The organism is Sorangium sp. So ce124, assembly GCF_051525235.1.
Taxonomy (GTDB): Bacteria; Myxococcota_A; Polyangia; order Polyangiales; family Polyangiaceae; genus Sorangium; species Sorangium atrum.
In genome coordinates this window covers 5,453,895-5,475,436 of record NZ_CP150312.1, presented here as the reverse complement: position 1 = coordinate 5,475,436, position 21,542 = coordinate 5,453,895, and the positions used below count along the sequence as shown (strand labels likewise).

The following is a 21,542-nucleotide window of genomic DNA, read 5'->3' as shown; positions in this document are numbered from 1 at the left end:
GACGAGCGTCCCCCACCGAGGTCCGAATGCATCGTGAAGAAAAGGGAAAATCGTCCGAGACCGTCCCTTGGACCGAGGGGGAAGAGCGCGCCCGTGAAGCGATCGAGCGATGGCGCGCTGCTCCGGGCTCCGCGTGCCTGCTGCACGGCCTGCCGGCAGCCGGCAAGACGGCCCTGTGTATGTGGCTCGTCGCCGAAGCGAGCGCGCGTGCCGGGGTGCGCGTCACCGCGGTGCACGTAGGACGAGCGAGCCGCTTCGTCTCCGAACATGAGATACTCGCTTCGCTCCTGCAGCAGCTCGGCGAAGACGTGCTGCACCCTCCGCGGGATGTCCTGAAGCTGCGCTCGGATCTCCGGAACAGGCTGGCCAATGGCCAGGATGAGGACGAGCCCGAAGTGCTCCTCGTGCTCGATGGTCTCGACGAGTGCGTCGACTGGCCCGGCGACGCCAGGATATCGACGCTTCGAGAGCTAGGAGAGCGCGTTCGATGCGTCGTCTCCATCACCGGCGACGAGGGTGAAGCGCGCGCCTGGAGGGAGCGCCTCGGCTGGAAGGACCGCGATGTGCAGCTCGTCGAGGTCGCGCCTCCTTCCCCCGCGACGGCGGAGCGGCGGGGAATTCCGAGCTGGGCAGCAGCAGGGGGCAACGGCGGGCCGAAGGCGCTCGCCGTGGAGGTCGAGCACGAACTCGCGCTCCTCGAACGAGGAGAGGTCGGGCTGGAGGCGCTATCCCTGCTGGCCCGTGCGCTCGCGCCGCTCGATCCGGAGGATGTCGCGGAGCTCTTGGAAATTGACAATGTTGCTGCGCTCGATCTCCTGCGGGTATACGCACCGTTCCTCGGTCGGCTCTTGCGCTGGGATGAGCCGGTGCGTGCGGTGCGATTCCAGCACGAGGCGCTGCGGGTCGCGTGGGAGCAGAGGAGCGCCGGTAGCGCTCTGGCGATCGAGGCGCGTTACCGCCGCGCGATTCTACGATGTACCGCGGAGCCCTCCCGTTGCCGGACGACCTACTTCCGCCGCCATGCGAGCATGCACCTCGCGCTCAGCGGCTCTCCTGTCGCCTCGATGCTCGCGTTCGCCGAGCCGGGCTGGGTGGAGGCGATCTCTGCCGAGGCGCTCGCCTATGCTCTCATCGATCTCCGTCGCCTGCGCGATCGTATAGGAGAGGAGGTGGAGCGTTGCGGGTCCCTGCCTCCCGCCCTCGCCGCGGCGCTCGTCTGCTGCGCGGCAGCGCAGGGCGCGGCGGCGACGCTGGGAGACACGGAGCCGTGGGAGAGCACCGATGCAGACATCGCGACTCCACTGCTCGATGCGGACGCGGCGCGCGCGTTGGCATTGCTTGCCCTCGCTGCGGAGGTCTCACTGTCCGCCCAAGCCGGGATCCGCGAGCGAGCGCTCGAGATCGCCGATCGCACGGGCGCGCGGTGGTCGAGCGCCTCGGCGCTGATCGCCGTGGCCGAGGCGGCGGAGGGCGAGAGGCGCACCCGGTATGCGCGCGCCGCGCTGGAAGCTGCGCGCCGGTCGGACGGGGAAGATGCGCCCCGGGCGCTCGTCGTGGCGGCGGGCCTGCTCCCCGAAGAGGAAGCCCAGGAGGTCGCCGCAGAAGCCATCGCGCGCGCGGGAGGAGCGCCGCCCGCGATCGTGCCTGAGCCTGGAGTGAGCGAGGCTTCCGCCGTCGCGCTGGAGCGAGCCTCGCGTTCCCTGCCTGCGCCCCAACGAATTCGCGTCCTCGCCCGGTTGCTCGCCGGCCTGCCGAAAGAGGCGAAAGTTCGCGCTGTCCAGGAGATCGAACGGCTCTGGACGCCTTGGTGCTTCGAGAGCACGGCGGAGGCGGAGGCGGTGGCGCCTTATCTGTCCGACGCTCTCCTGGAGAGGGCGCTCGAGGAGGTCCCGGTCTGGCCGGTGCACGCTCTCGGAGCGAGGCTGATCTCGCTCGGGCGAGAGGCCGATGCCCGCGCGCTCGTGCTGCGATGGGCGGCGAGCAGCGCAAGGTACCGGGCGGACGCGCTGCTTCGCCTCGGCGAGAGGCTCCCTGCGGGGCGGCGACCGGTGGAGGAGGTCCAGGCCCTCTTCGAGGAGCTCGCCCCGGAGGAGCGATGCAATTTGATCAAAGAGCACCCTTCCGCTTCGGTCGCACTCCTGGGGGCGGAAGCGGCTTTACGCATAGCAGAGGACTGCGTCGAGCCCTCCGGGAGCTACGTTCGGGCCGTCGTGCTAGCACGGCTTGTAAAGACGCTTCCTGAACCGATGCGCGCCGAGGCGGCCCGACGTGCGGTGCTCGCCTTCGAGGCAGCAGGCGCCGACGCCGATGTGCTCGGCGATCTCTGCGAGGCTGCGCCGTGGATGAGCCCTGCCGATGCGGCACGGCTGCTCTCGACGAGCCTGTTCGACGCCTCGGGGACTCCGTCGCTGGCCGGTGTCTTCCAGGGATGGGCAAGCGTGGCGCAGCTCGCGGGCGTCTTTCGCCGGGCCGGAGGGGAGGAGGCCGTGCTTGCGGCCGCCGATGAGGTGGCGTTCGCGGGGCGGTGGCTGCGCGGCGTAGAGTGACCCGTCCTCCCCGCCTTCCCATGCTCATGCAAGACGCCTGGTCAGGAGCGCCACACGCCGCGCCGAAGAACGATGAAGCGCCGACGGGGTCGAGTCGCGGTCCTAACGCCCCGAGGCGAGGAGCGCCTCGGCGAGGAGCATCGCGTCGACCGGCCAGAGCTCGGGCGGACGCCGGTGCTTCGCCCCTGCCTCGGGGAGCGGGCGACAGCTGAGCACGAGGCGGCGGAAGCGGTCAGGGACGGCGTCCCGGCCGTGCGCCGCGCCGAGCAGCGCGCCGGCGATCGCGGCGTTCGTGTCGGTGTCGCCGCCGGCCATCACCGTGTCGATGAGGCCCCGCTCGAGCGAGGGCGCGTGGAGGAGCTGGTAGAAGGCGTTCTGCAGGGCGATGAGGACCCAGCCGGCCTGGTGCGAGAAGCTCCGGGGCGGGGCGCTGCGCGCGGCCGTGAGCGCGGCGACGACCGCGCGTTCGCCGCTCCCCTCCGCCTCGTCGAGGGCGGCCGCGAAGGCACCCTCGACGCCGGCGCCGCCCACCGCCGCCGCGATGGCCGCGACGAACGCGGCGGAGGCGGCGCAGCAGACCGGGTGGGGGTGCGTGAGCGCGCTGTCGTCGCGCGCCCAGGCCGCGGCCTCCCGCGGGCGGCCCGCGCCGAGGACGCCGAGGGGCGCCGCGCGCATCACCGAGCCGTTCGCCTCGCTCGTCAGGCTCGCGGCGGCGCGGGCGCGCTCGCGCCGCGCGCCGGGCAGCGGCGCGCCCGCGGCGGCCCTGAGCGCGGCCGCCGTGGTGTTGCCGATGTCGAACGGGCTTGAGCCGTACCAGTGCACGTAGGCGTCGAGCGCGGCCTCCGCGACGAAGCCGCGCTTGCGGACGATCGAGCGCGCGAGCATGAGCGCCATCTCGGAGTCGTCGGTCGGCTGCCCGGCCAGCGTGCCCCACGTGCCGCCGTCGGCGAGGTCGCGGACGCCGCCCGGGTAGAGCGGCGCGATCGCCTCCGCCGTGCGGAACTCGACGAGCGCGCCGAGCGCGTCCCCCGCGAGCTGGCCGAGCAGGCAGCCCTGCGCGCGTGAGAGCGTGCCAGCGCCCTCGACGAGCAGGCTGTGCGAGGGGCGCAGCAGCCCGTACGTGCCCTGCGGCGGCGGGATGCGGCCGTGGATGACGGCGTTCCACGGGCGGCGCGTGAGCTCGCGCACGACCGCGGGGGCGCCGCCGAACAGGCGGCAGACCTCGCCGTCGCCCTGCGCGGTGTAGGTGATGGGCGCGCCGTCGTCGTCGACGAGCTCGCCGCCCGCGGCGCGCACGAGCGCGTGCCCGGCGGCGTAGTCCCAGCTGCGGGGCCGGCTGAGCGAGACCGCGGCGACGCCCTCGCCGGCCGCGGCCAGGGCGAGCCGGTAGGCGAGGCTCGGGAGGGCGAGGAACCGCGCGGGGGCGACGCAGCGGGCGTTGCGGGCGGGGAGGTAATCCGCCGACTGCGAGAGCAGCACGACGGCGTAGCGATCGAGCGCGCCGCCGGCGAGCGACGACGAGACGGCGGCGCCGTTGCGCCGGATCGGCCCGGCGCCCTCGGCCCAGGCGATGAGATCGCCGTCGTCGTCGGGATAGGCGTACGCGAAGACGACGCCGAGCACCGGGGTGCCCTCGCGGAGGAGGCCGATGGAGACCGAGGCGCCACGGTAGCCGTGCAGGAAGGACGCGGTGCCGTCGTGCGGATCGACGACCCAGCGGTGCGACGGGTCCACGCCGTCCAGGGCGCCGGTCTCCTCGCCGAGGAACGCGTAGGGGGTGGCCCTGGTGAGCGCGTCGCGCAGCAGGAGCTCGACCTCCACGTCGACGTCGGCGCTCGTCCCGGCGCCGCGTGGGCCGCCCGGGCGGTGGAACTCGGCGCGGAGGAGCGCGCCAGCGCGGCGCGCCGCATCGACGGCCAGCGTGAGCTCAGCGTCGTAGCCCATGCCGTTCCCCTGGTTCCACGCGAGGCACCCTACCCCAGGTCGGCGCGCTGGCGGTGGCCGGCGTCGAGATCGCCGGGGGGAGGCGCGGCGCCGTAGCCGCGCACATCGGCGACGGCCGCGTCGACCTGCGCGACGATGGTGCGGGCGTGGTCGAGGAACGCCGCGCCGGCCGGCAGGAGCCGCATGCCGCGCGCGGTGCGCTCGAACAGCTGCGCGCCGAGCTCGTCCTCCAGGCCGCGGATCTGCCGGCTGAGGGGCGGCTGCGCGATGTGGAGCCGGCGAGCGGCGCGGCCGACGTGGCCCTCCTCGGCGACGGCGATGAAGTAACGGATCTGCGAGAGGCTCACGCGGCCGATTCTAGCCCGAACCCCGCGCGCGGGGAGCCGCGCGCGAGGACCCGAGATCAAAACGGTATTGGATGGCCGCTCGCTGCGCGCGCATACGCCTGGCATGAACGTGGAACTCCTCAGGCCTCACGCGTGCGAGGCGATGCGGCGCGCAGGGCGCGCGGCGGCGGCGACGCTCTCGGCCGTCGGGGCGCGGCTCCAGCCCTTCGTGACGACGGCGGACATCGATCAGTGGGTGCGCGAGGACACAGCGCGGCGCGGCGGCCGCCCCAGTCAGCTCGGCTACAAGGGCTTCCCTGCGGCCGTGTGCACGAGCCGGAACCACGTCGTGTGCCACGGGATCCCGCGGCGCGACGAGGTGCTCCTGCCGGGCGACATCGTCAACGTCGACGTGACCACGGAGCTCGGCGGTTACCACGGCGACACCTCCGCGACGTTCTTCATCGGGGACCCGAGCCCCGAGGCGCTGCACGTGGTGGACGTCGCCAGGCGCTGCCGGGACGCGGGCATCGCGGTCGTGCGCGACGGGGCGCGGCTCGGCGATATCGGTGCGGCCATCGAGGAGATCGCGCGGGCGGAGGGGTGCGGCGTGGTCCGCGAGGTCGGCGGGCACGGCATCGGGCGGAGGATGCACCTGCCGCCGCACGTCGCGCACACCGGGGTGCGCGGGGCAGGCATGCGGCTCCGCGCCGGGATGGCCATCACGATCGAGCCGATGGTCAACCTGGGCTCGCACCGCATCCGCACGCTCGACGACGGGTGGACCATGGTCACGGAGGACGGCAGCCTCTCGGCGCAGTTCGAGCACACCGTGCTCGTCACGCGGGACGGCTGCGAGATCCTGACGCTCTCCTGACGCTCCGAGCGCCGCGCTGAGGCATGCGCCCGCGCGCTCGCAGGCCGAGGATCCTTTGAAATGCTGGGATGAGGACGGACGAGGCCAGCCGCGCCGAGGAGGCGGAGCTTCGCGCCGAGGCGCAGGCCAAGCGCGCCGAGGTGGAGGCCAGGCGCGCGTCGGACCTGGAGCGTCAGCTCGTCGAGGCGCGGGCCGAGATCGAGCGGCTCCGCCGCAACTGACCGCTCGCGCCGCGGCGTCACACCCCCTTGGTCACCCAGGCCCAGACGAACTCGCACTCCATCGGCGACGCGCCGCTCTCGTCCGTCACCGTGACGGCGACTGTCACGTCCCCCTTCGGCTGGTGCAGGAAGGACTGGCGTTGCTCTGGCGTGAGGGTCGCGACCGCGCGAAGGCCGCCTCGGGCGCGGCGCGTGTAGTCGATCTTCATGCTGCGCAGGAGCGGCAGCTTGTCTTCGGGCAGGTTGACGGCGACGACGAAGCCGGTCGCCGTCTCGGCCAGGAGCCCCGCCGCGGCGGCGTGCACCCCGCCGATGTGGTTCCGCACCCTTCCCCCGTTGGCGAGCCGCAGCGCCACCCGATCCGAGCTCACCTCGTCGAACTGGACCCCGGCGGTCCCGGTGAACGGCACCATGCGCTGGAACAGCACGCTCTGCGCGCGCGTGCGAAGGAAGGACGGAAGCGCCTGGAGCGGCGCGAGCGAGCGGGCGATGAAGTTCAGCTGGGACATAGACCCTCCGGAGGCGAGCTTAGCGCATGCCGGCCCGGCGTCTCATCGGGCTGTGGGCGGCGCGGCCCTCACGTCAGCGCCGCCGCCGCTGTGGCTTGTTCACCGCGACCGCGGCCTCTTCCTCGGCCTGCTCCGCCGCGGAGCGCGCGGTGTCCGTCTCGACGCGCAGCTTGCCCCGACGGTCCCCCTCCTCCGCCGCGCCGATGCGCTGGCGTGGGGCCGCCGCAGGGCGCCAGTCCTTCCCGATCGCCCTCGCCATGGCCACCTCGTGCCTGCGGCGATGCTGCTCGTGCCACCACCGCATCTGCTCGGCCTCCTCCGCCCAGTCGTCCTCGTGCGCGGTGAACGCGACGAGCGCGTGGATGCCGAGGCCGATGGCCCAGAGCAGCGGGACGATCGACACCCAGAACGCGACGCCGAGCAGGAAGCCGAGCGTGAGGAGCACCGCGTTGACGATGAGGTAAACGCCGAGGTGCCGGTAGAAATCGCGGCGCTTGCGCCGGAGCCACGCCGCGCGCTCGGCGGCGGTCGCCGCGCTCGACCTCCGCTCCACGTCGCCGCGCTCTCGCGCGCGGAGCGCGCGGCTCGCCTCACGCAGCGCCTCGGGGGCGACGCCCACCTCCTCGGCCGCGGCGAGCAGGTCGTCGAAGCCGAGGCGCGCGTCGCCGCGCGGGGCGCGCGCATCGCCTCCGTCGGCGGCGGCCTGGCGCTCGATCGCCTGCGCGAGGACGTCGCGGACCTCCTCGGTCGAGAACCGCTGCGCCGCGGTCTCGCCGCCGCGAGGCGCCTCGCTCCCCTTCGCGCCGGGCGCCTGCGCGGGCGGCGCGGACGTTGCCGACGTCGCGGCCGCGGCCGCGGGCGCGGCGGGCACCTCGCCCCTCCCGGCCGCCTCGAGGGCGCGCAGGAGCTCGTCCATCGACGCGAACCGATCGTCGGGGCGCTTCGACAGCGCGCGCAGCACGACCGCGCTCACCGCGGGCGGGACGGCGGCGGCGTCGAGCAGGGCGCGGTCGGCCTCGTCGGTGAGGATCGACGCGACGACGGCGAGCACGTCGCCGGCGCCGCGCCAGGGCAGCCTGCCGGTGAGGAGCTCGAAGGCGAGCACGCCCCACGCGAACTGGTCCGCGCGCCCGTCGAGCTCGGCGCCGCGGATCTGCTCCGGGGCCATGTAGACCGGCGTCCCGAGCTTGACGCCGAGCGCGGTCAGCGTCGGCAGCGCGGGGGCCTCGGTGGACGCGCTCGGATCGGCGTTTCCGGCGGCGCGGCGCGCGATGCCGAAGTCGAGCACCTTGATCACCCCGTCGTCCCGGACCATCACGTTCTCCGGCTTGATGTCCCGGTGGACGAGCCCCCGCCGGTGCGCCGCAGCGAGCGCGCGGGCGACGTCGGCGAGCCAGGCGACCCGCGTCGAGGCCGGCGCGCCGGCGCCGTCGATGGCGCTGCGCAGGGTGCGGCCCGGGACGAGCTCCATCACGATGAACGGCGTCCCATCGAGCTCACCCACGTCGAAGATCGAGACGGCGTTCGGGTGGTCGAGCGCCGCGGCGGCGCGCGCCTCGCGGAGCAGGCGCGCGCCGGCGTCCTCGTCCACGGCGCCGCCCGCGATCACCTTGACCGCGACGCGCCGCCCGAGCCGCGCGTCGTGCGCCCGGTAGACGCAGCCCATCCCCCCCTGCCCGATGGCGGCCTCGATCGTGTACCGCTCGAACGAATCGCCCGGCTTCAGCATTGCCGGCGGGGAGCCTAATGGATCCGCGCGGGCTTGGACAGGCGGCCCTTGGCCGGGAGCGGCGCGTGTGGAGGTCGATCCGCGGCCGCGGGACGCCCCGTTGGCCGCGGAAGGTGCGGGGGCGAGGCGTCAACTCCACGGATCGCGGCGCCGCGGCTTGTGTAAGGTGGCGCCATGTCATCGCATCGAACGATGCTGCTCGGCGTCGCGGTCGGGGCAGCGGGCGGCCTCACGGCGAACGCCGTCGCGGCAGGGCACCCGACGCTCACCTGGATCGTCGATCACATCACCTACCCGGTGGGCCAGATCTTCCTGCGCCTGCTGTTCATGCTCGTGCTCCCGATCTTGTTCTCGGCGCTCGTCATGGGCGTCTGCGAGCTCGATCTGAAGCACGTCGGCCGGCTCGGCCTGCGGACGCTGGGCTACACGGCCGTCGTCTCGAGCATCGCGGTGCTGATCGGCCTCGTCCTGGTGAACCTGATCCGCCCGGGTGATGGCCTGCCCGAGGCGGTCCGGAACCTCGCGCACGGCGGGGGGATCAAGGCGGCGACCGCGCCGGTCGACACCTCGCCGGTGGGGATGATCATCGCGATGGTGCCGGACAACATCTTCAAGGCGGCGGCAGGGGGCGACGTGCTCGCGGTGATCACGTTCTCGCTGCTCTTCGGCATCGGCCTGTCGCTCACCCAGACCGACGCGGCGGCGCGGCTCCGCGAGTGCATCCAGGGGCTGCTCGACGTCTCGATGCGGCTCATCGAGGGGGTACTCCGGTTCGCGACGATCGGCGTGGGAGCGCTGCTCTTCACGATCACGTCCCGCATGGGGATCGGCATCATGCAGCAGCTGGCGGCGTACGTGCTCACGGTACTGCTCGGCCTCGGCCTGCACATGTTCGTGGTCTACTCGCTCTCGGTCCGATTCCTTGGCGGGATGTCGCCGGTCGCGTTCTTTCGTGGGAGCCGGACGGCGATCGTGACGGCGTTCTCGACCGCCTCGTCGAACGCTACGCTGCCTACCGCGCTGAAGGTGGCCGAGGAGGAGCTCAAGCTGCCGCCGTCCATCGCGCGCTTCGTGCTGACCGCCGGCGCCGCGATGAACCAGAACGGGACGGCGCTGTTCGAGGGGGTGACCGTGCTCTTCCTGGCGCAGGTCTACGGCGTCTCGCTGACCTTCGGGCAGCAGGCGACCGTGATGCTCATCTCGGTGCTCGGTGGGATCGGCACGGCGGGCATCCCTGCCGGCTCGCTGCCCGTCATCGCGATGATCCTGGGGATGCTCGGCATCCCGCCCGAGGGGCTCGGCCTGGTCCTCGGGGTGGATCGGTTCCTCGACATGTGCCGGACCGTGATCAACGTGGTGGGGGACCTGGCAGCAGCGGTGTTCGTGTCGCGGGATCAGCACCCGAAGCCGCAGGAATCAGCGGGCGCGTGACCGGACGGGGCGAGCCCCCACACGCGGCGCCTCGCAGCGGAGGCGCCGCGCCCCGCAGATCAGGAGCGCCCGCTACCGACCATCGGAGTTGAGCCGCTGGCCAACGTTCCTTGGTTCAGGCCGCCATCCTCATGCCGGGCATCATCATGCCCATCATGTTCGGCATCATCATCGCGGGCATCATCATGCCCGTCATGTTCGGCATCATGCCCATCATGTGCGGCATCATGCCGCCCATCATGTTTGGCATCATGCCCATCATGTTCGGCATCATGCCACCCATCATGTTCGGCATCATGCCCATCATGTTCGGCATCATGCCACCCATCATGTTTGGCATCATGCCCATCATGTTCGGCATCATGCCACCCATCATGTTTGGCATCATGCCCATCATGTTCGGCATCATGCCCATCATCGGCATCATCGGCATCGCGCTCATCGGCATGTTCATCATGGCTCTCCCCTCGGTCAGTCGTTGCGGGAAGTGGCGTAACTCCCTGAGCGGATCGGAGCAATATTGAAGACTTGGAGCGCCGTGCTTTCCTCCACGGGAGCGGACACGGCTCCGGACGGAGCGGATGGACGGCCGAACCAAACAGAGGAACATCCATGATAACGGCAGCCATCGCTGCCGCCCTGGCCGAACAGGGCCCGTGAAGCGGGCGCGCTCAGGAGGGGAGTCTCGGAGAACAGGCGCCGGAAGGCCGTTCCATGGCGGTCGAGGTGCGTGAGGGAACGAGGTGCCAGGCGCAGCCGCTGCGCGCAGGGACGCCGGATGGACGGTGCCGACCTCCGTCACTCGATCGTGAACGCCGCTCCTGTCACGGGATCACGCAGCAAGATCGGCACGTCCTCGCCGGCGCCCGTCAAGCGCGCTCGCGCCTCCTCGATCGCCTCGTCCACGGCTGCCTCCGCTGCCTCCTGGGCGGCCTCCCCTGCCCCCTCGCCGCCCGCGCCGAACTGGGCCGCCCGCTGGTCCTCCTCGGCCTGCTGCGCCCGCTCGCGGTTCGCCTCGGTATCGAGGGCGTCGCTCGTCTCGCCGACGGGCACCACCTTCACGAGGAAGTCACCCACCCGCAGGCTCATCGGATCCGGCTTCTTCAGGTCGCTCACGGCGTCTGTCCTCCCGCCACGCATGAGCTTGCCGTAAATCCGGCCGATCCACCACCCCGGCCGCCGCGCCGATCGCGAGGCACGCGCGCGCGACCTTCAGGAGAACGACCGGTGCTCCGGCCGGTAACGAGCGCTCGCCGTCGTCGTGGCGTAGGAAGAACGGTAGTCCGTCGCGAGCCACACCAGGCCGACGGCCACGCCCGACACGAGATAGAAGCTCCTCGCCGCGGGCTCCTCATCGAAGCCGAACAGCCAAGGCGCCGCGACGAGGAGCACGGCGACCGTGGCCTCGATCGCTCCGTGGACAGGGAACGGGATGAGCTTCGCGGCGCCCAGCGGGAACGCGGTGAGCAGCGTCATCGCGAGATGCGCGGCGCCGAGGACGTAGCAGAGCGTCTCGGGGAGCCCGCCGAAGCCGAACAGCGAAGGGGCCAGCAGGAACAGGGCCGCAACTGCATAGTCCACAAACCCATGAGCTCGAGGCGACAGCATCTTCATGACCGACTCCTTGCAAAATCGATGTCCGGATTGAGTGCCTTTGTCGGCCCGGAAATTTGCAAGGGGTATGCCGTCGAGAGGCTCGCGGAGAGAGGTTATCCTCCCCGGCGATCACGGCGGCCATTCGAGCATCCATCGGCCAGGAAGAAAGAACAGCGGGCGTGCGCCTGGAGGCGCCGGCCGCTTCGACAGCCCGATCCGAGCCACGTTTCCGCCCGGAGGGCCTCAGCCATGCTCGCTGTTCGTGTGGCAGATTGCCCCGCCGTGCGTCACTTCGCGGCGGAGATCAGGAGCTCGGGATCGACGCGTGTCTCGAAGAGATTCATGCGCCAGTCGAGGTGAGGCCCGTTCGTGCGGCCGGTCATCCCGACGGTCCCGATGACCTGACCCTGCTTGACCTCGTCGTTCACCTTCGCCGCGAAGCCGTGCAGATGGATGAACGTGGAGGTCAGTCCCTGCCCGTGATCGATGATCATGGTGTGACCGCTCAGCGGGAGGTCCTTCTCGACGAGCACGACCTTGCCACAGGCAGGCGCGCGCACCGGGGTCCCGACGGGCACCGCGATGTCCACGCCCCAGTGGATACCTCCGTCCGTGCCGTTGAGCAGGCGCGGCTGGCCGTACCGCGAGGTGATGGGGCCCTTCGACGGCCAGATGAAGCCGTTCTTGTAGCAGTTCCTCTTCGTGTACTTGTTCCGGACCGCGTCGAGCTTCTTCTCGGCCTGCGTGAGCTTCACGCGTGTCGCCATGTCGAGCTTGACCATGTTCTCCGGCAGGTGGTCGACCTTGTCGACCTCGAACTTGCGAGGCTCCACGTCGAAGAGCTTCTCCAGCACCTGCCCGTCGTCGAACGTGATGGTCAGCTTCTCCTGCGCTGGCGCGTTGCGCGAGAAGGCGATCAGGAACTCCCCCTCGTCGCTGACGGTCACGCGGTGGCCGGGGAACGCCATGCGGCGCAGCTTGCCGTTCAGCTTGGCGCGCAGGAGCCCTCCCTGGACGGCACGCCCTTCCACCGAGAGGCGGCTGTCGTCGGCCGCGGAGGGCCCGGCGTCGGCCGCGGGGGGCCCGGCGTCGGCCGCCGCCGCGCTCGCCGCGGCATCGGCGGTGTCGGCCGCCGCGGGGGCGGCGCTGGCGTCGGGCGCCTCGGCCGGCGCGCTGCTCGCGGAAGCAGGCGGGGCGGCGGAGGCAATCGGCGCCGGATCGGCGGAGGCTTGGGCGCCCGTTGTGGACGAGCTCGAAGAAGGAGCACCGCGATCGCAGGCAGCGATCGTGAGCAGGCTTACAACGATGACGGGGACGCGCATGGCGGCGATCGTGCCAGAGTTTCCGCGCATCGACGAGATAATGTCGAAGCGCGTCATGCAGGCATGTACCGATCGCAACGACCCGTGCGCCTTGCAGACGACGTGCGCGCCTCGGCGCGGCACCCTCACCCTCGTTGGCGCGTGAAGAGCGCCATGAGCACCGGGCCCGCAACGCCGCGCGCATCAGACGATGCGCGGCGTGATGGATCGAGCGCGGCGGGCAGCGTGGTGAGGATCAGTTCTCGAAGCGAGGGGTGTCGTGCCGCGGCTGCGACCGCGCCGGGGGCTGCGCCTGCGCGGAAGGCTGCGCCTGCGGCCGAGCTTGCCCCTGCGGGTGCGGGCGGCCCTGTCCCTGCGGCCGAGCTTGCCCCTGCGGGTGCGGGCGGCCCTGTCCCTGCGGCCGAGCTTGCCCCTGGGGCCGGCCCTGTCCCTGGGGCCGAGCTTGCCCGTGCGGGTGGGGACGGCCCTGTCCCTGGGGCCGGCCCTGCGCCTGCGGCCGAGCTTGCCCGTGCGATTGCGATGCGGGCCTGGGATCGATCTGGAAGACCGGAACCCCGGGGTCCGCGAGGAGCGGGAGGCGCTTCTGGATGAGGCGCTCGATGTCGGCGAGATAGGCGCGCTCCTCGCTGTCGCAGAACGAGAGCGCCACCCCGGACGCCCCGGCGCGCGCCGTGCGGCCGATGCGGTGCACGTAGCTCTCCGGGATGTTCGGGAGGTCGTAGTTGATCACGTGCGAGATGTCGTCGATGTCGATGCCGCGCGCCGCGATGTCGGTCGCGACGAGCACGCTCGTCGTCCCCTGCTTGAAGCTCGCGAGCGCCCGCTCGCGCGCGCCCTGGGACTTGTTCCCGTGGATGGCGACCGCCTCGATGCGCGCACGGCTGAGCTGCTGGACCACGCGGTTGGCGCCGTGCTTGGTGCGGGTGAACACGATGGCCCGGCGGAGCGCGGGATCCTTGAGCACGTGCTCCAGCATCGCGCGCTTGTCGCCGCGCTCGACGAAGACCACCCGCTGGTCGATGTTCTCGGCCGTCGTGGCGATCCGCGCGACCTCGACGCGCACCGGGCTGCGCAGGATGCTGTTCGCGAGCTTCAGGATGTCCGGCGGCATCGTGGCCGAGAACAGGAGCGTCTGCCGGCGCTCGGGCAGCATCGCGAGCACGCGCCGGATGTCGTGGATGAACCCCATGTCCAGCATCCGATCGGCCTCGTCGAGGACGAGCGTATCGAGCCGACCGAACGGGGCGATGCCCTGCGAGCAGAGATCGAGCAGCCGGCCCGGCGTCGCCACGAGCACGTCGACGCCGCGGCGCAGCGCCTCCATCTGGGGACGCTGCCCCACCCCGCCGAAGACGACCGCAGTCCGCAGGCCGAGGTTCTTGCCGTACGTGGTGAAGCTCTCGGCGACCTGCGCCGCGAGCTCGCGCGTCGGGGTGAGCACGAGCACGCGGAGCCCGCCCTGCTTCGGCCCGCCGCTCTGCGCGAGGCGCTGCAGGATCGGCAGCGCGAACGCGGCGGTCTTGCCCGTGCCCGTCTGCGCGCAGCCGAGGAGGTCGTTGCCCTCGAGAATGGGCGGGATGGCCTGCTGCTGGATGGGCGTCGGGGCGCTGTACCCCTCGGCCTCGATGGCGCGGAGCAGCGGTTCGATGAGCTTGAGATCGGCAAATTGCATGGACATCGGGCTGGAGGACAGCCCCTCCTGAGCAAGGGCGGAAGGTACGCCGCGGCACCGCGCCCTCCTTGTGGAGAGGGTTCGATCACGGAGAGCTGCCGCCTCGCGCCCCTTGAGTGGAGGCTGCGAGGACCAATGACAGCGACCGAGCACCGCGACCCGTGCCAGGTCAGTCCGAGGCCGCGACTCTAGTACGGCGTGGTGAGGAAGTCGAGCAGCGACCGCGAGCCAACAGCGAGCCGTCACGCGTTGCTCACGTCGCTCGTTGTTCGGCTTCGGGTTCCGGCTTTGCGTTGGCCGCTTCTCGCTTCGCGGTTACCGCTACGACGCCGCCCCGAGCCGCGATCGCATCGCTCCGCTCGCGGTGCGCGGAGCGGGCTCCGCGCGCGCGGCGCACCGTGCTAGACCGTCGTCCGAGCGGAGGGCCTGCTTCTCGTGCGCTCGCGCTCGTGGTTCGCGTCGGATCCGCCCGCGACTTCCAGCGTCTTCCCGCTCCTTCGAAGCAGTGCAGCACGCCATGGCCGAAACCGCCGAAGCCTCGAAAACGCCGGCTCGGGTCGGGCACTCCGCTCTGGAGCGCCCCGGCCTTCGGTTGCCCCGATCCCGGCTGCGGCGCTGGGCGCTCGGTGCCGTCGCCGTCCCTGTGCTCTCCGGCGCCGGCCTGTGGATCGCGGTGCACCGCCTTCCATGGATGGGCCCGCTCGTCGCGAACGGGCTGCGCTCGGTGATCGGAGCCGAGAACGTGACAGCGCTCGAGGAGACGGCGTACGCGCTGGAGGATCGCGTCCAGCGGTTCTGGCGCAAGGACGAGCCGCCGAAGACGTACTGGGAGGTGCCCGAGCAACCGGTTCCTGCCACGACGGCGTCACCGCCTCCGGCGGCGACGCCGGGCTCGGCGGCGGGGGGCGCCGGCCCGGCGGCGTTCCGGCCGACGGACGTCGGCCCTGCGCACGCGGCCTGGTCGGCCCCCGGCGACGGGCGGTGGGTGCCCATCGCGGATCGCGTCCATCCGAGCGACGCGCCGCGCCTCTACAAGACGCTGCTCCACCCGGATCCGAACCGCTCCTGGGCGGAGCTGTTCATCGTGGCGGTGGATCTCGCGAGGGTCGATGTGCACCTCATGGCCGGCTCCCGCGAGCCGGCGGCGACGACCGAGGAAGGCAAGCCCTACGAGCGGCCCGCGAAGATCCCGGAGGCGGATCACGAGCGGCTGCTCGCGGCGTTCAACGGCGGCTTCATGACCGAGCACGGCCAGTGGGGGATGCGGGTCGACGGCGTGACGCTTGTGCGCCCCCGGGACCAGGGCTGCACGCTCGCGCGGCGCCGCGACGGGCGGATGCAGATCGCGCCGTGGACAAGGCTTTCGACGGAGGAGAGCGACATGCAGTGGTGGCGGCAGACGCCGAGCTGCATGGTCGACGAGGGCGAGCTGCACCCGCTGCTCCGCGCGCCGCAGGTCCGCAACTGGGGCGCCACGCTGGACGGCAACACGGTGATCCGCCGCTCCGCGGTGGGGCTCGACCGCGACGGCAAGGTCCTCTACGTCGGGATCAGCAATCACACGACGGCGCCCGCCATCGCGCTCGGGATGCAGCACGCCGGCGCCTCGACGGTGGCGCAGCTCGACGTGAACTGGTCGTACCCGAAGTTCCTTCTCTACGAGCCCGGTGAGGGCGGCGCCCTCGCGCCGGTCGCGCTGGCGAGCGGCTTCGAGTTCTCGGAAGACGAGTACATCCGCAAGCGCTCCCTGCGCGATTTCTTCTACCTGACCCGCAAGACCCCGGCGCCCTCGACCGCCACCCCGTGACGCCTCGCTGCGGCCGGCGGTCCCCTCCGGACCGGGCCGCGCGCCCGCGCGTGTAGGCTCGGATCGAGCCGCCGTCGAAGGCTTGCGGACGCCTAGCCAGCCCGACCGCTGCGCGCGGCGCGGCGGCTGCCGGCGCCGGTCGGTCCTCGCCGTGCGGCCTCGTACGGCTCCTGCGGCGCGGTCGGCCCTCACGGCGTGAACGTGTCGTCCAGGCGAGCCCGTTGAATCGCATTGCACCGAGCGGACGCGTTTTGCCACACGAGCGCGCCCGCCGAACTGCATTGCATCGAGCGGACGCGTTTTGCCACCGAGGGCGCCCGTTGAACCGCATTGCATCGAGCGAGCACATTTTGTCACAGGACTGCGACTCTCATGCATCGCAGCGCATTGCAGTCAGCTCACCTCAATTTCCAGCCAGATTTCATCGAGTTTGCTGGTATCCGCGATTGACAGCGCGAGGGCGCTCGATAGGTAAACGACACCTCACGGCGGAACACCATGCGTTTTTATGCAGACCTCCATGTGCACTCGAAGTACTCCCGCGCGACGAGCGGCGATTGCGATCTCGCGCATCTGAGCTACTGGGCTCAGCGCAAGGGCATCACGGTGCTGGGCACGGGGGACTTCACCCATCCAGCGTGGATGGCCGAGCTCCGCGAGCACCTCGTGCCCGCCGAGCCCGGGCTCTTCCGCCTGCGGGACGATCTCGGCCGCGCGGTCTCGGAGCGGCTCCCCGGGGCGTGCCGCGGAGCGACGCGCTTCGTACTCTCGGTGGAGATCTCGACGATCTACAAGAAGGGAGATCGGACGCGGAAGATCCATCACCTCCTCTACGCGCCAAGCTTCGACGCGGCGGAGCGCATCGCCCGCGCGCTCGCCAAGATCGGCAACCTGACCGCCGACGGGCGGCCCATCCTGGGGCTCGATTCGCGCCACCTGCTCGAGATCGTGCTGGAGTCCGACGAGGGCTCCTACCTCGTACCGGCGCACATCTGGACTCCCTGGTTCTCGGTGCTGGGCTCCAAGGCGGGCTTCGACGCGGTCGAGGAGTGTTATGGCGATCTCGCGCCGCACATCTTCGCGCTCGAGACCGGGCTCTCGTCCGATCCTTCGATGAACTGGCGGATCTCCGGGCTCGATCGGTACCGGCTCGTCTCGAGCTCGGACGCCCACTCGCCCGCGAAGCTCGGGCGCGAGGCCACGGCCTTCGACGCCCCGCTCGACTACTTCGCGATCCGGCGCGCGCTGGAGACCGGTCAGGGCTTCGGGGGCACGGTGGAGTTCTTCCCGGAGGAGGGCAAATACCACCTCGACGGCCACCGCAAGTGCAATGTCGTGCTCTCGCCGGCGGAGACGCGGGCGCTCTCCCTCGCCTGCCCCGTGTGCGGGCACCCCGTCACGGTGGGCGTGCTGCACCGGGTCGAGGAGCTGGCCGATCGCGACGAGGGCGTGCGCCCCGAGGGCGCGAGCGAGTTTCGCAACCTGGTGCCGCTGCCCGAGGTGCTGGCCGAGCTCCACGGCGTCGGCGCCTCCAGCAAGGTCGTGCAGCGGAGCTACGACGGGGTGCTGTCGCGCCTCGGCCCCGAGCTGTTCCTCCTCGGCGACGCCCCGCTCGACGAGATCGAGCGCGCCGGCACGCCCCTGCTCGCCGAGGCGATCGCGCGGATGCGCGAAGGGCGCGTGATCCGCGACGCGGGCTACGACGGCGAGTACGGCGCGATCCGGGTCTTCCAGCAGGAGGAGCTCGCGCAGCGCCGCGGCGGCGGGCTCCTCTTCCAGCCCGAGGCCGCGCCATCGCGGCCGCCTCCCTCGGGGGCGCGCCCTCCCGCGGCGTCACGCCCCCCTCCGCGCCGCGGCCGCTCCGACGCGGAGCCTCTCCTGCCGCAAGCCGGCGAGGTGTCCCGCGGCGCGCCGCCTGCGCTGGGCGGCGCAGCGCCGCTCGACGCGCTCGACCCGGAGCAGCGGGCCGCGGCGGAGATCACGGACGGCGCGCTGCTCCTCGTCGCGGGGCCAGGCACGGGCAAGACCCGCACGCTCACGCACCGGATCGCGCACCTCGTCCTCGATCTCGGGGTCCCGCCGGAGCAGTGCCTCGCGATCACCTTCACCCGCCGCGCCGCCGACGAGCTGCGGGAGCGGCTCGGCGCGCTGCTCGGCGAGGCCGGCGGCCGCGTGCCCGCCATGACCTTCCACGCGCTCGGCCTCTCCCTGCTCCGCGAGCACGCGCAGGGCGCGGGGGCCGCGCCGCCCGCGATCGCCGGCGAGCGCGAGCGGACGGCGCTGCTCGCCGCGGCGCTCGGCGTCCCGGACCGGCGGGCGGCCAGGTTGCTCGCCGACATCGCCCCGCTGAAGCGGCGTTACCCGCGTCACGCCGACGCGCGCGGGGCGCTGGCCGCCGGCGAGATCGACCGCCACGTCGATCGCGCGTGGAAGGTGTACGAGGACGAGCTCGCCGCGCGCGGGCTCCTCGACCTCGACGACCTGATCGGCCACGCCGTCGTGCTCCTGGAGGAGCAGAGCGGAGCGCTCGCCGCGGCGCGCGAGCGCGCCCGGTATCTCTCCATCGACGAGTACCAGGACATCGACGAGCGCCAGTACCGGCTGGTGCGCACGCTCGTCGCTCCCGGCGGGAACGTCTGCGCCATCGGCGATCCCGATCAGGCGATCTACGGATTCCGCGGCGCGGACGTGGGCTTCTTCTTCCGTTTCCAGCAAGATTTCCCGGCGGCGCGCGTTGTGCGCTTGAAGCGGAACTACCGCTCGTCGCGCCCCATCGTCGAGGCGGCGCTCCAGGTGATCGCGCCCTCACCGACGCTCGGCGCGCGGGAGCTCCTGCCGAGCGCGGGCGGCGCGGAGCTCGTGGCGGTCCACGAGTCGCCGACGGAAGCCGCCGAAGCGGAGCGCGTGGTCCACACGATCGAGCGGATGCTCGGCGGGTCCACGTTCTTCTCGATGGATAGCGGGCGGGTGGGCGATCCTGCCGGGAGCGGCGAGTATTCCTTCTCGGATTTCGCGGTCCTCTACCGGACCGAGGCGCAGTCCGAGCGGCTCCGGGAGGCGTTCGCCCGCTCGGGGATGCCGTTCCAGCGGCGGTCGGATCGCCGCCTCGCCGAGCGCGCGGGCTCGGAGGCGCTCGCGCGGGCAGTCGCCGGCACCCCGCCGGGGCCGCTCGCGGCGCGCCTCAAGGCGGCCGCGGCGCGCCTCCGCGAGGAGGTCGCGCAGCCCGGGCTCGCCGGCGCTCCACCCGCGTCGGCCGCAGCCGAGGAGGGCGCGGTGGTCCTCGGCGAGGCCGACGTGGACGCGGCGCTGGAGCTGCACCTCGCGCTCGCGGAGCGCTGCGGCGGCGACCTCGATCGCTTCTTGATCGAGCTCGCGGTGTGCGCCGAGATCGACGCGTGGGATCCGCGGGCCGACCGCATCTCGCTGCTGACGCTCCACGCGGCCAAGGGGCTCGAGTTCCGGGTGGTCTTCCTCGTGGGGTGCGAGGACGGCCTGCTCCCGCTCCGCTTCCCCGGCAGGGACGAGACGGACGTCGCCGAGGAGCGCCGGCTCTTTTATGTGGGCATGACGCGGGCGCGAGAGCGATTGTTCCTCACCCGCGCCATGCAACGCGCGCGGCACGGCAAGGTGGTTGAGACCGAGGTATCGCCGTTCGTGCGCGAGGTGGAGGAGCGGCTGCTCCTGCGGGTCGGCCCGTCGCCCGAGGCGCAGAGGGGCTCACGCGCCGGGGCCGATCGTCAAATGAAGCTGTTTTAACGCGGGGCGCCGCCGAGCCGCTTCTGGGCCGCGCATGCCGCCTTGTCCTGCGTACGCGCGCACTGGTCTGCATAGAAGGTCCGAGCCCGCGCTTTGTCCTTGAGCTCCAGGAGCGGGCCGAACGCTTCACACGCCCTCTTCTCGCCCCACTGCGTACAGGCCTTCTCATAGAGCGAGTAGGCCCGCTCCGGATCGGCGGTCACGCCGTCGCCGCGCTGCCAGATCTCCGCGGCCCGCAGGCAGCCGCCCGTGCCACACACCTTCTCGTAGAGCGCCGCCGCGCGCGCCATGTCCTTCGGAATGCCGTTCCCCTTCTCGTACATCCCGGCGAGGCTCAAGCACGCCTCGGCCCCGAACCCCTTCTCCGGACAGCCCTTCTCGAAGAACGCATACGCCTTCGCGACGTCCTTCGGAACACCGTCGCCCTGCGCGTAGACCGCGCCGGCGGCGTTGCAGGCGCGCATGTCCCCCAGGCTGCAACCTCTGCCGTATGCCACGATCGCCTTCACCCCGTCCTTCGGCGCGCCCTGCCCCTTGCGCAGGATGTCCCCGAGATCGACGCAGTCCTCGGACTGGCCGCCCTCGCACGCGCGCTGGAGCACGCCCACGGCGACCCCGACGTCCTTCGCCGCGAGCTTCCCCTCGACCAGCATCTTGCCCAGCGCGCTGCAGCTCGGCCCGTGCCCGAGATCACAGCCGCGCCGGAGGAACGCGACGGCGCGCGTCGGGTCCTTCGGGAGGACCGCCTGCGGGCCTTCGCTGAGGTACCACTCGGCCACGCTGAAGCACGCCCAGCCGTCGCCCATCTCGCACGCCTTGTCGGCGAACTCTCGCACCTTGGCCCGCCCCGCGGCGTCCGGGGGGACCTTGGCGCTCTTCATGTCCCGCAGGAGCTGCTTCGCCCTCGCATAGCAGGCCTGCGTGACGCCGGCGCCGCACGCCTTCTCGAACAGCTCCGCCGCCCTCGCGTCATCGCGCGGAAAATCCTTGCCGCCCAGGTGCTGAATCCCGAGGTGATAGCAGCTGCCGACATCGCCCTTCCCGCACTCCGCCGCGCAGGCTCTGGCGTCGGTCGGCTCGCACAGGTGCGCGGGCGCGAGCGCAGGCGGGGAGCACTTCGCCCCGCTCAGCACCGTCCCGAGCGGGCACGGGCTCGGCAGCTTCGGGAACTCGTCTTCTGCCTGCTTCACCGGAGCCTCGGCCGCCGCCGCCTTCTTCGTGAGCAGCGGGACGAGCTCCAGGCGCAGCGGCGCATGGCAGCGCTCCGTCGGCGCCTGCGCGTCGGGCCTCGCGGCCCGACAGGCGTCGAGCTCCCCTTCCTTGCTCGTGGTGCCGCCCTGGCTCGCCGTCGCGGCCGCCCCGACCGCCGTGAAGACCTGATCCACCGTCCGCGCCGCGCCCCGGCTGCCCGGCGCCATCGCGAAGGCCCCGAGGGTCGCGGCGCGCACGAAGTGCGTGGCGCCCTCGCAGCTGCCCGAGAGATCCTGCGCAGAGGAGGAGGCCACCGTGGTCGCCATCTTCCCCGTCGGCACGAGCGCCACGTCGATCGCGGCCGAGCCGCCGCCCTCGATCGCGGTGCTCAGCGCCGGGGCCCCGAAGGGCACGTTCGCCTGCATCTCCGCAGGGTTTGTTAATTGTATTACCTTTTCTGCCCGGGTCACGCCAGCGAAGGAGTAGCTCCCTGGGAGCTTGCACTGCGCGAGCAGCTTCAGCGTCGTGCAGTCGTAGGAGACGACGGCGATGCCGTCTTTCATCGCGAGCCCGAGATCGGAGCGGCGTGTCGTGAGCCAGTCGACGATGAGCGGC

Annotated in this window: 16 protein-coding genes; 6 read left to right on the top strand and 10 right to left on the bottom strand. The window is 72.0% G+C overall.

Annotation, left to right across the window (positions count from 1 at the left end; translation table 11 throughout):
- Positions 1 to 26 precede the first annotated feature (26 nt).
- Positions 27 to 2,546 (top strand): AAA family ATPase, encoded by a 2,520-nt coding sequence (locus WMF19_RS20455; RefSeq protein ID WP_437900641.1) that lies wholly within the window; start codon positions 27 to 29, stop codon positions 2,544 to 2,546.
- A 102-nt stretch (positions 2,547 to 2,648) separates the two neighbouring features.
- Here the strand turns inward: WMF19_RS20455 and WMF19_RS20450 are convergent, their stop codons facing one another.
- Both WMF19_RS20450 and WMF19_RS20445 read right to left on the bottom strand, forming a co-directional pair.
- The gene (locus tag WMF19_RS20450) at positions 2,649 to 4,490 is read right to left on the bottom strand and encodes an inositol monophosphatase family protein (protein WP_437900640.1); all 1,842 of its coding nucleotides are present in this window, start codon (positions 4,488 to 4,490) and stop codon (positions 2,649 to 2,651) included.
- Positions 4,491 to 4,519: 29 nt separating this feature from the next.
- Positions 4,520 to 4,837: a LysR family transcriptional regulator gene (locus tag WMF19_RS20445; RefSeq protein ID WP_012236172.1), complete on the bottom strand. Its 318-nt coding sequence runs from the start codon at positions 4,835 to 4,837 to the stop codon at positions 4,520 to 4,522.
- A 103-nt stretch (positions 4,838 to 4,940) separates the two neighbouring features.
- Here WMF19_RS20445 and map point away from each other — a divergent pair, with 103 nt between their 5' ends.
- Together map and WMF19_RS20435 are read left to right on the top strand one after the other, a co-directional pair.
- Positions 4,941 to 5,693: a type I methionyl aminopeptidase gene (map, locus tag WMF19_RS20440; protein WP_272099116.1), complete on the top strand. Its 753-nt coding sequence runs from the start codon at positions 4,941 to 4,943 to the stop codon at positions 5,691 to 5,693.
- A 68-nt stretch (positions 5,694 to 5,761) separates the two neighbouring features.
- Entirely contained in the window at positions 5,762 to 5,914 is a 153-nt protein-coding gene (locus tag WMF19_RS20435; RefSeq protein ID WP_437900639.1) for a hypothetical protein, read from the top strand.
- A gap of 17 nt (positions 5,915 to 5,931) precedes the next feature.
- On the opposite strand, the gene WMF19_RS20430 is transcribed toward WMF19_RS20435, so the two are convergent.
- Together WMF19_RS20430 and WMF19_RS20425 are read right to left on the bottom strand one after the other, a co-directional pair.
- Positions 5,932 to 6,423, bottom strand: coding sequence for a hotdog fold domain-containing protein (locus tag WMF19_RS20430; RefSeq protein WP_437900638.1), 492 nt, complete (start codon positions 6,421 to 6,423; stop codon positions 5,932 to 5,934).
- Positions 6,424 to 6,496: 73 nt separating this feature from the next.
- On the bottom strand, positions 6,497 to 8,152 hold the full coding sequence (locus tag WMF19_RS20425) for a protein kinase domain-containing protein (protein WP_437900637.1): 1,656 nt from the start codon (positions 8,150 to 8,152) through the stop codon (positions 6,497 to 6,499).
- 174 nt (positions 8,153 to 8,326) lie between these two features.
- On the opposite strand from WMF19_RS20425, the gene WMF19_RS20420 reads away from it, so the two are divergent.
- Positions 8,327 to 9,583, top strand: a complete 1,257-nt coding sequence (locus tag WMF19_RS20420; RefSeq protein ID WP_437900635.1) for a dicarboxylate/amino acid:cation symporter — start codon at positions 8,327 to 8,329, stop codon at positions 9,581 to 9,583.
- Positions 9,584 to 9,698: 115 nt separating this feature from the next.
- Here WMF19_RS20420 and WMF19_RS20415 read toward each other — a convergent pair whose 3' ends face one another.
- The 5 genes from WMF19_RS20415 to WMF19_RS20395 form a co-directional block, all read right to left on the bottom strand.
- Entirely contained in the window at positions 9,699 to 10,040 is a 342-nt protein-coding gene (locus WMF19_RS20415; protein ID WP_437900634.1) for a hypothetical protein, read from the bottom strand.
- A gap of 341 nt (positions 10,041 to 10,381) precedes the next feature.
- Entirely contained in the window at positions 10,382 to 10,699 is a 318-nt protein-coding gene (locus WMF19_RS20410) for a hypothetical protein (RefSeq protein WP_437900633.1), read from the bottom strand.
- 96 nt (positions 10,700 to 10,795) lie between these two features.
- A complete protein-coding gene (locus WMF19_RS20405) occupies positions 10,796 to 11,197 on the bottom strand; it encodes an SPW repeat domain-containing protein (protein ID WP_437330243.1) in 402 nt (133 codons plus the stop codon).
- 269 nt (positions 11,198 to 11,466) lie between these two features.
- A complete protein-coding gene (locus tag WMF19_RS20400; protein ID WP_437900632.1) occupies positions 11,467 to 12,501 on the bottom strand; it encodes a M23 family metallopeptidase in 1,035 nt (344 codons plus the stop codon).
- A 235-nt stretch (positions 12,502 to 12,736) separates the two neighbouring features.
- Positions 12,737 to 14,173: a DEAD/DEAH box helicase gene (locus WMF19_RS20395; RefSeq protein WP_437900631.1), complete on the bottom strand. Its 1,437-nt coding sequence runs from the start codon at positions 14,171 to 14,173 to the stop codon at positions 12,737 to 12,739.
- A gap of 673 nt (positions 14,174 to 14,846) precedes the next feature.
- Here WMF19_RS20395 and WMF19_RS20390 point away from each other — a divergent pair.
- Positions 14,847 to 15,980: a hypothetical protein gene (locus WMF19_RS20390; RefSeq protein WP_437900630.1), complete on the top strand. Its 1,134-nt coding sequence runs from the start codon at positions 14,847 to 14,849 to the stop codon at positions 15,978 to 15,980.
- Between the two features lie 498 nt (positions 15,981 to 16,478).
- Complete coding sequence (locus WMF19_RS20385; protein ID WP_437900629.1) at positions 16,479 to 19,736, top strand: UvrD-helicase domain-containing protein; 3,258 nt, start codon at positions 16,479 to 16,481, stop codon at positions 19,734 to 19,736.
- Here WMF19_RS20385 and WMF19_RS20380 read toward each other — a convergent pair.
- Complete coding sequence (locus WMF19_RS20380) at positions 19,733 to 21,352, bottom strand: SEL1-like repeat protein (RefSeq protein WP_437900628.1); 1,620 nt, start codon at positions 21,350 to 21,352, stop codon at positions 19,733 to 19,735. The two genes, WMF19_RS20385 and WMF19_RS20380, sit on opposite strands and share 4 nt — an antisense overlap.
- Between the last annotated feature and the right edge of the window lie 190 nt (positions 21,353 to 21,542).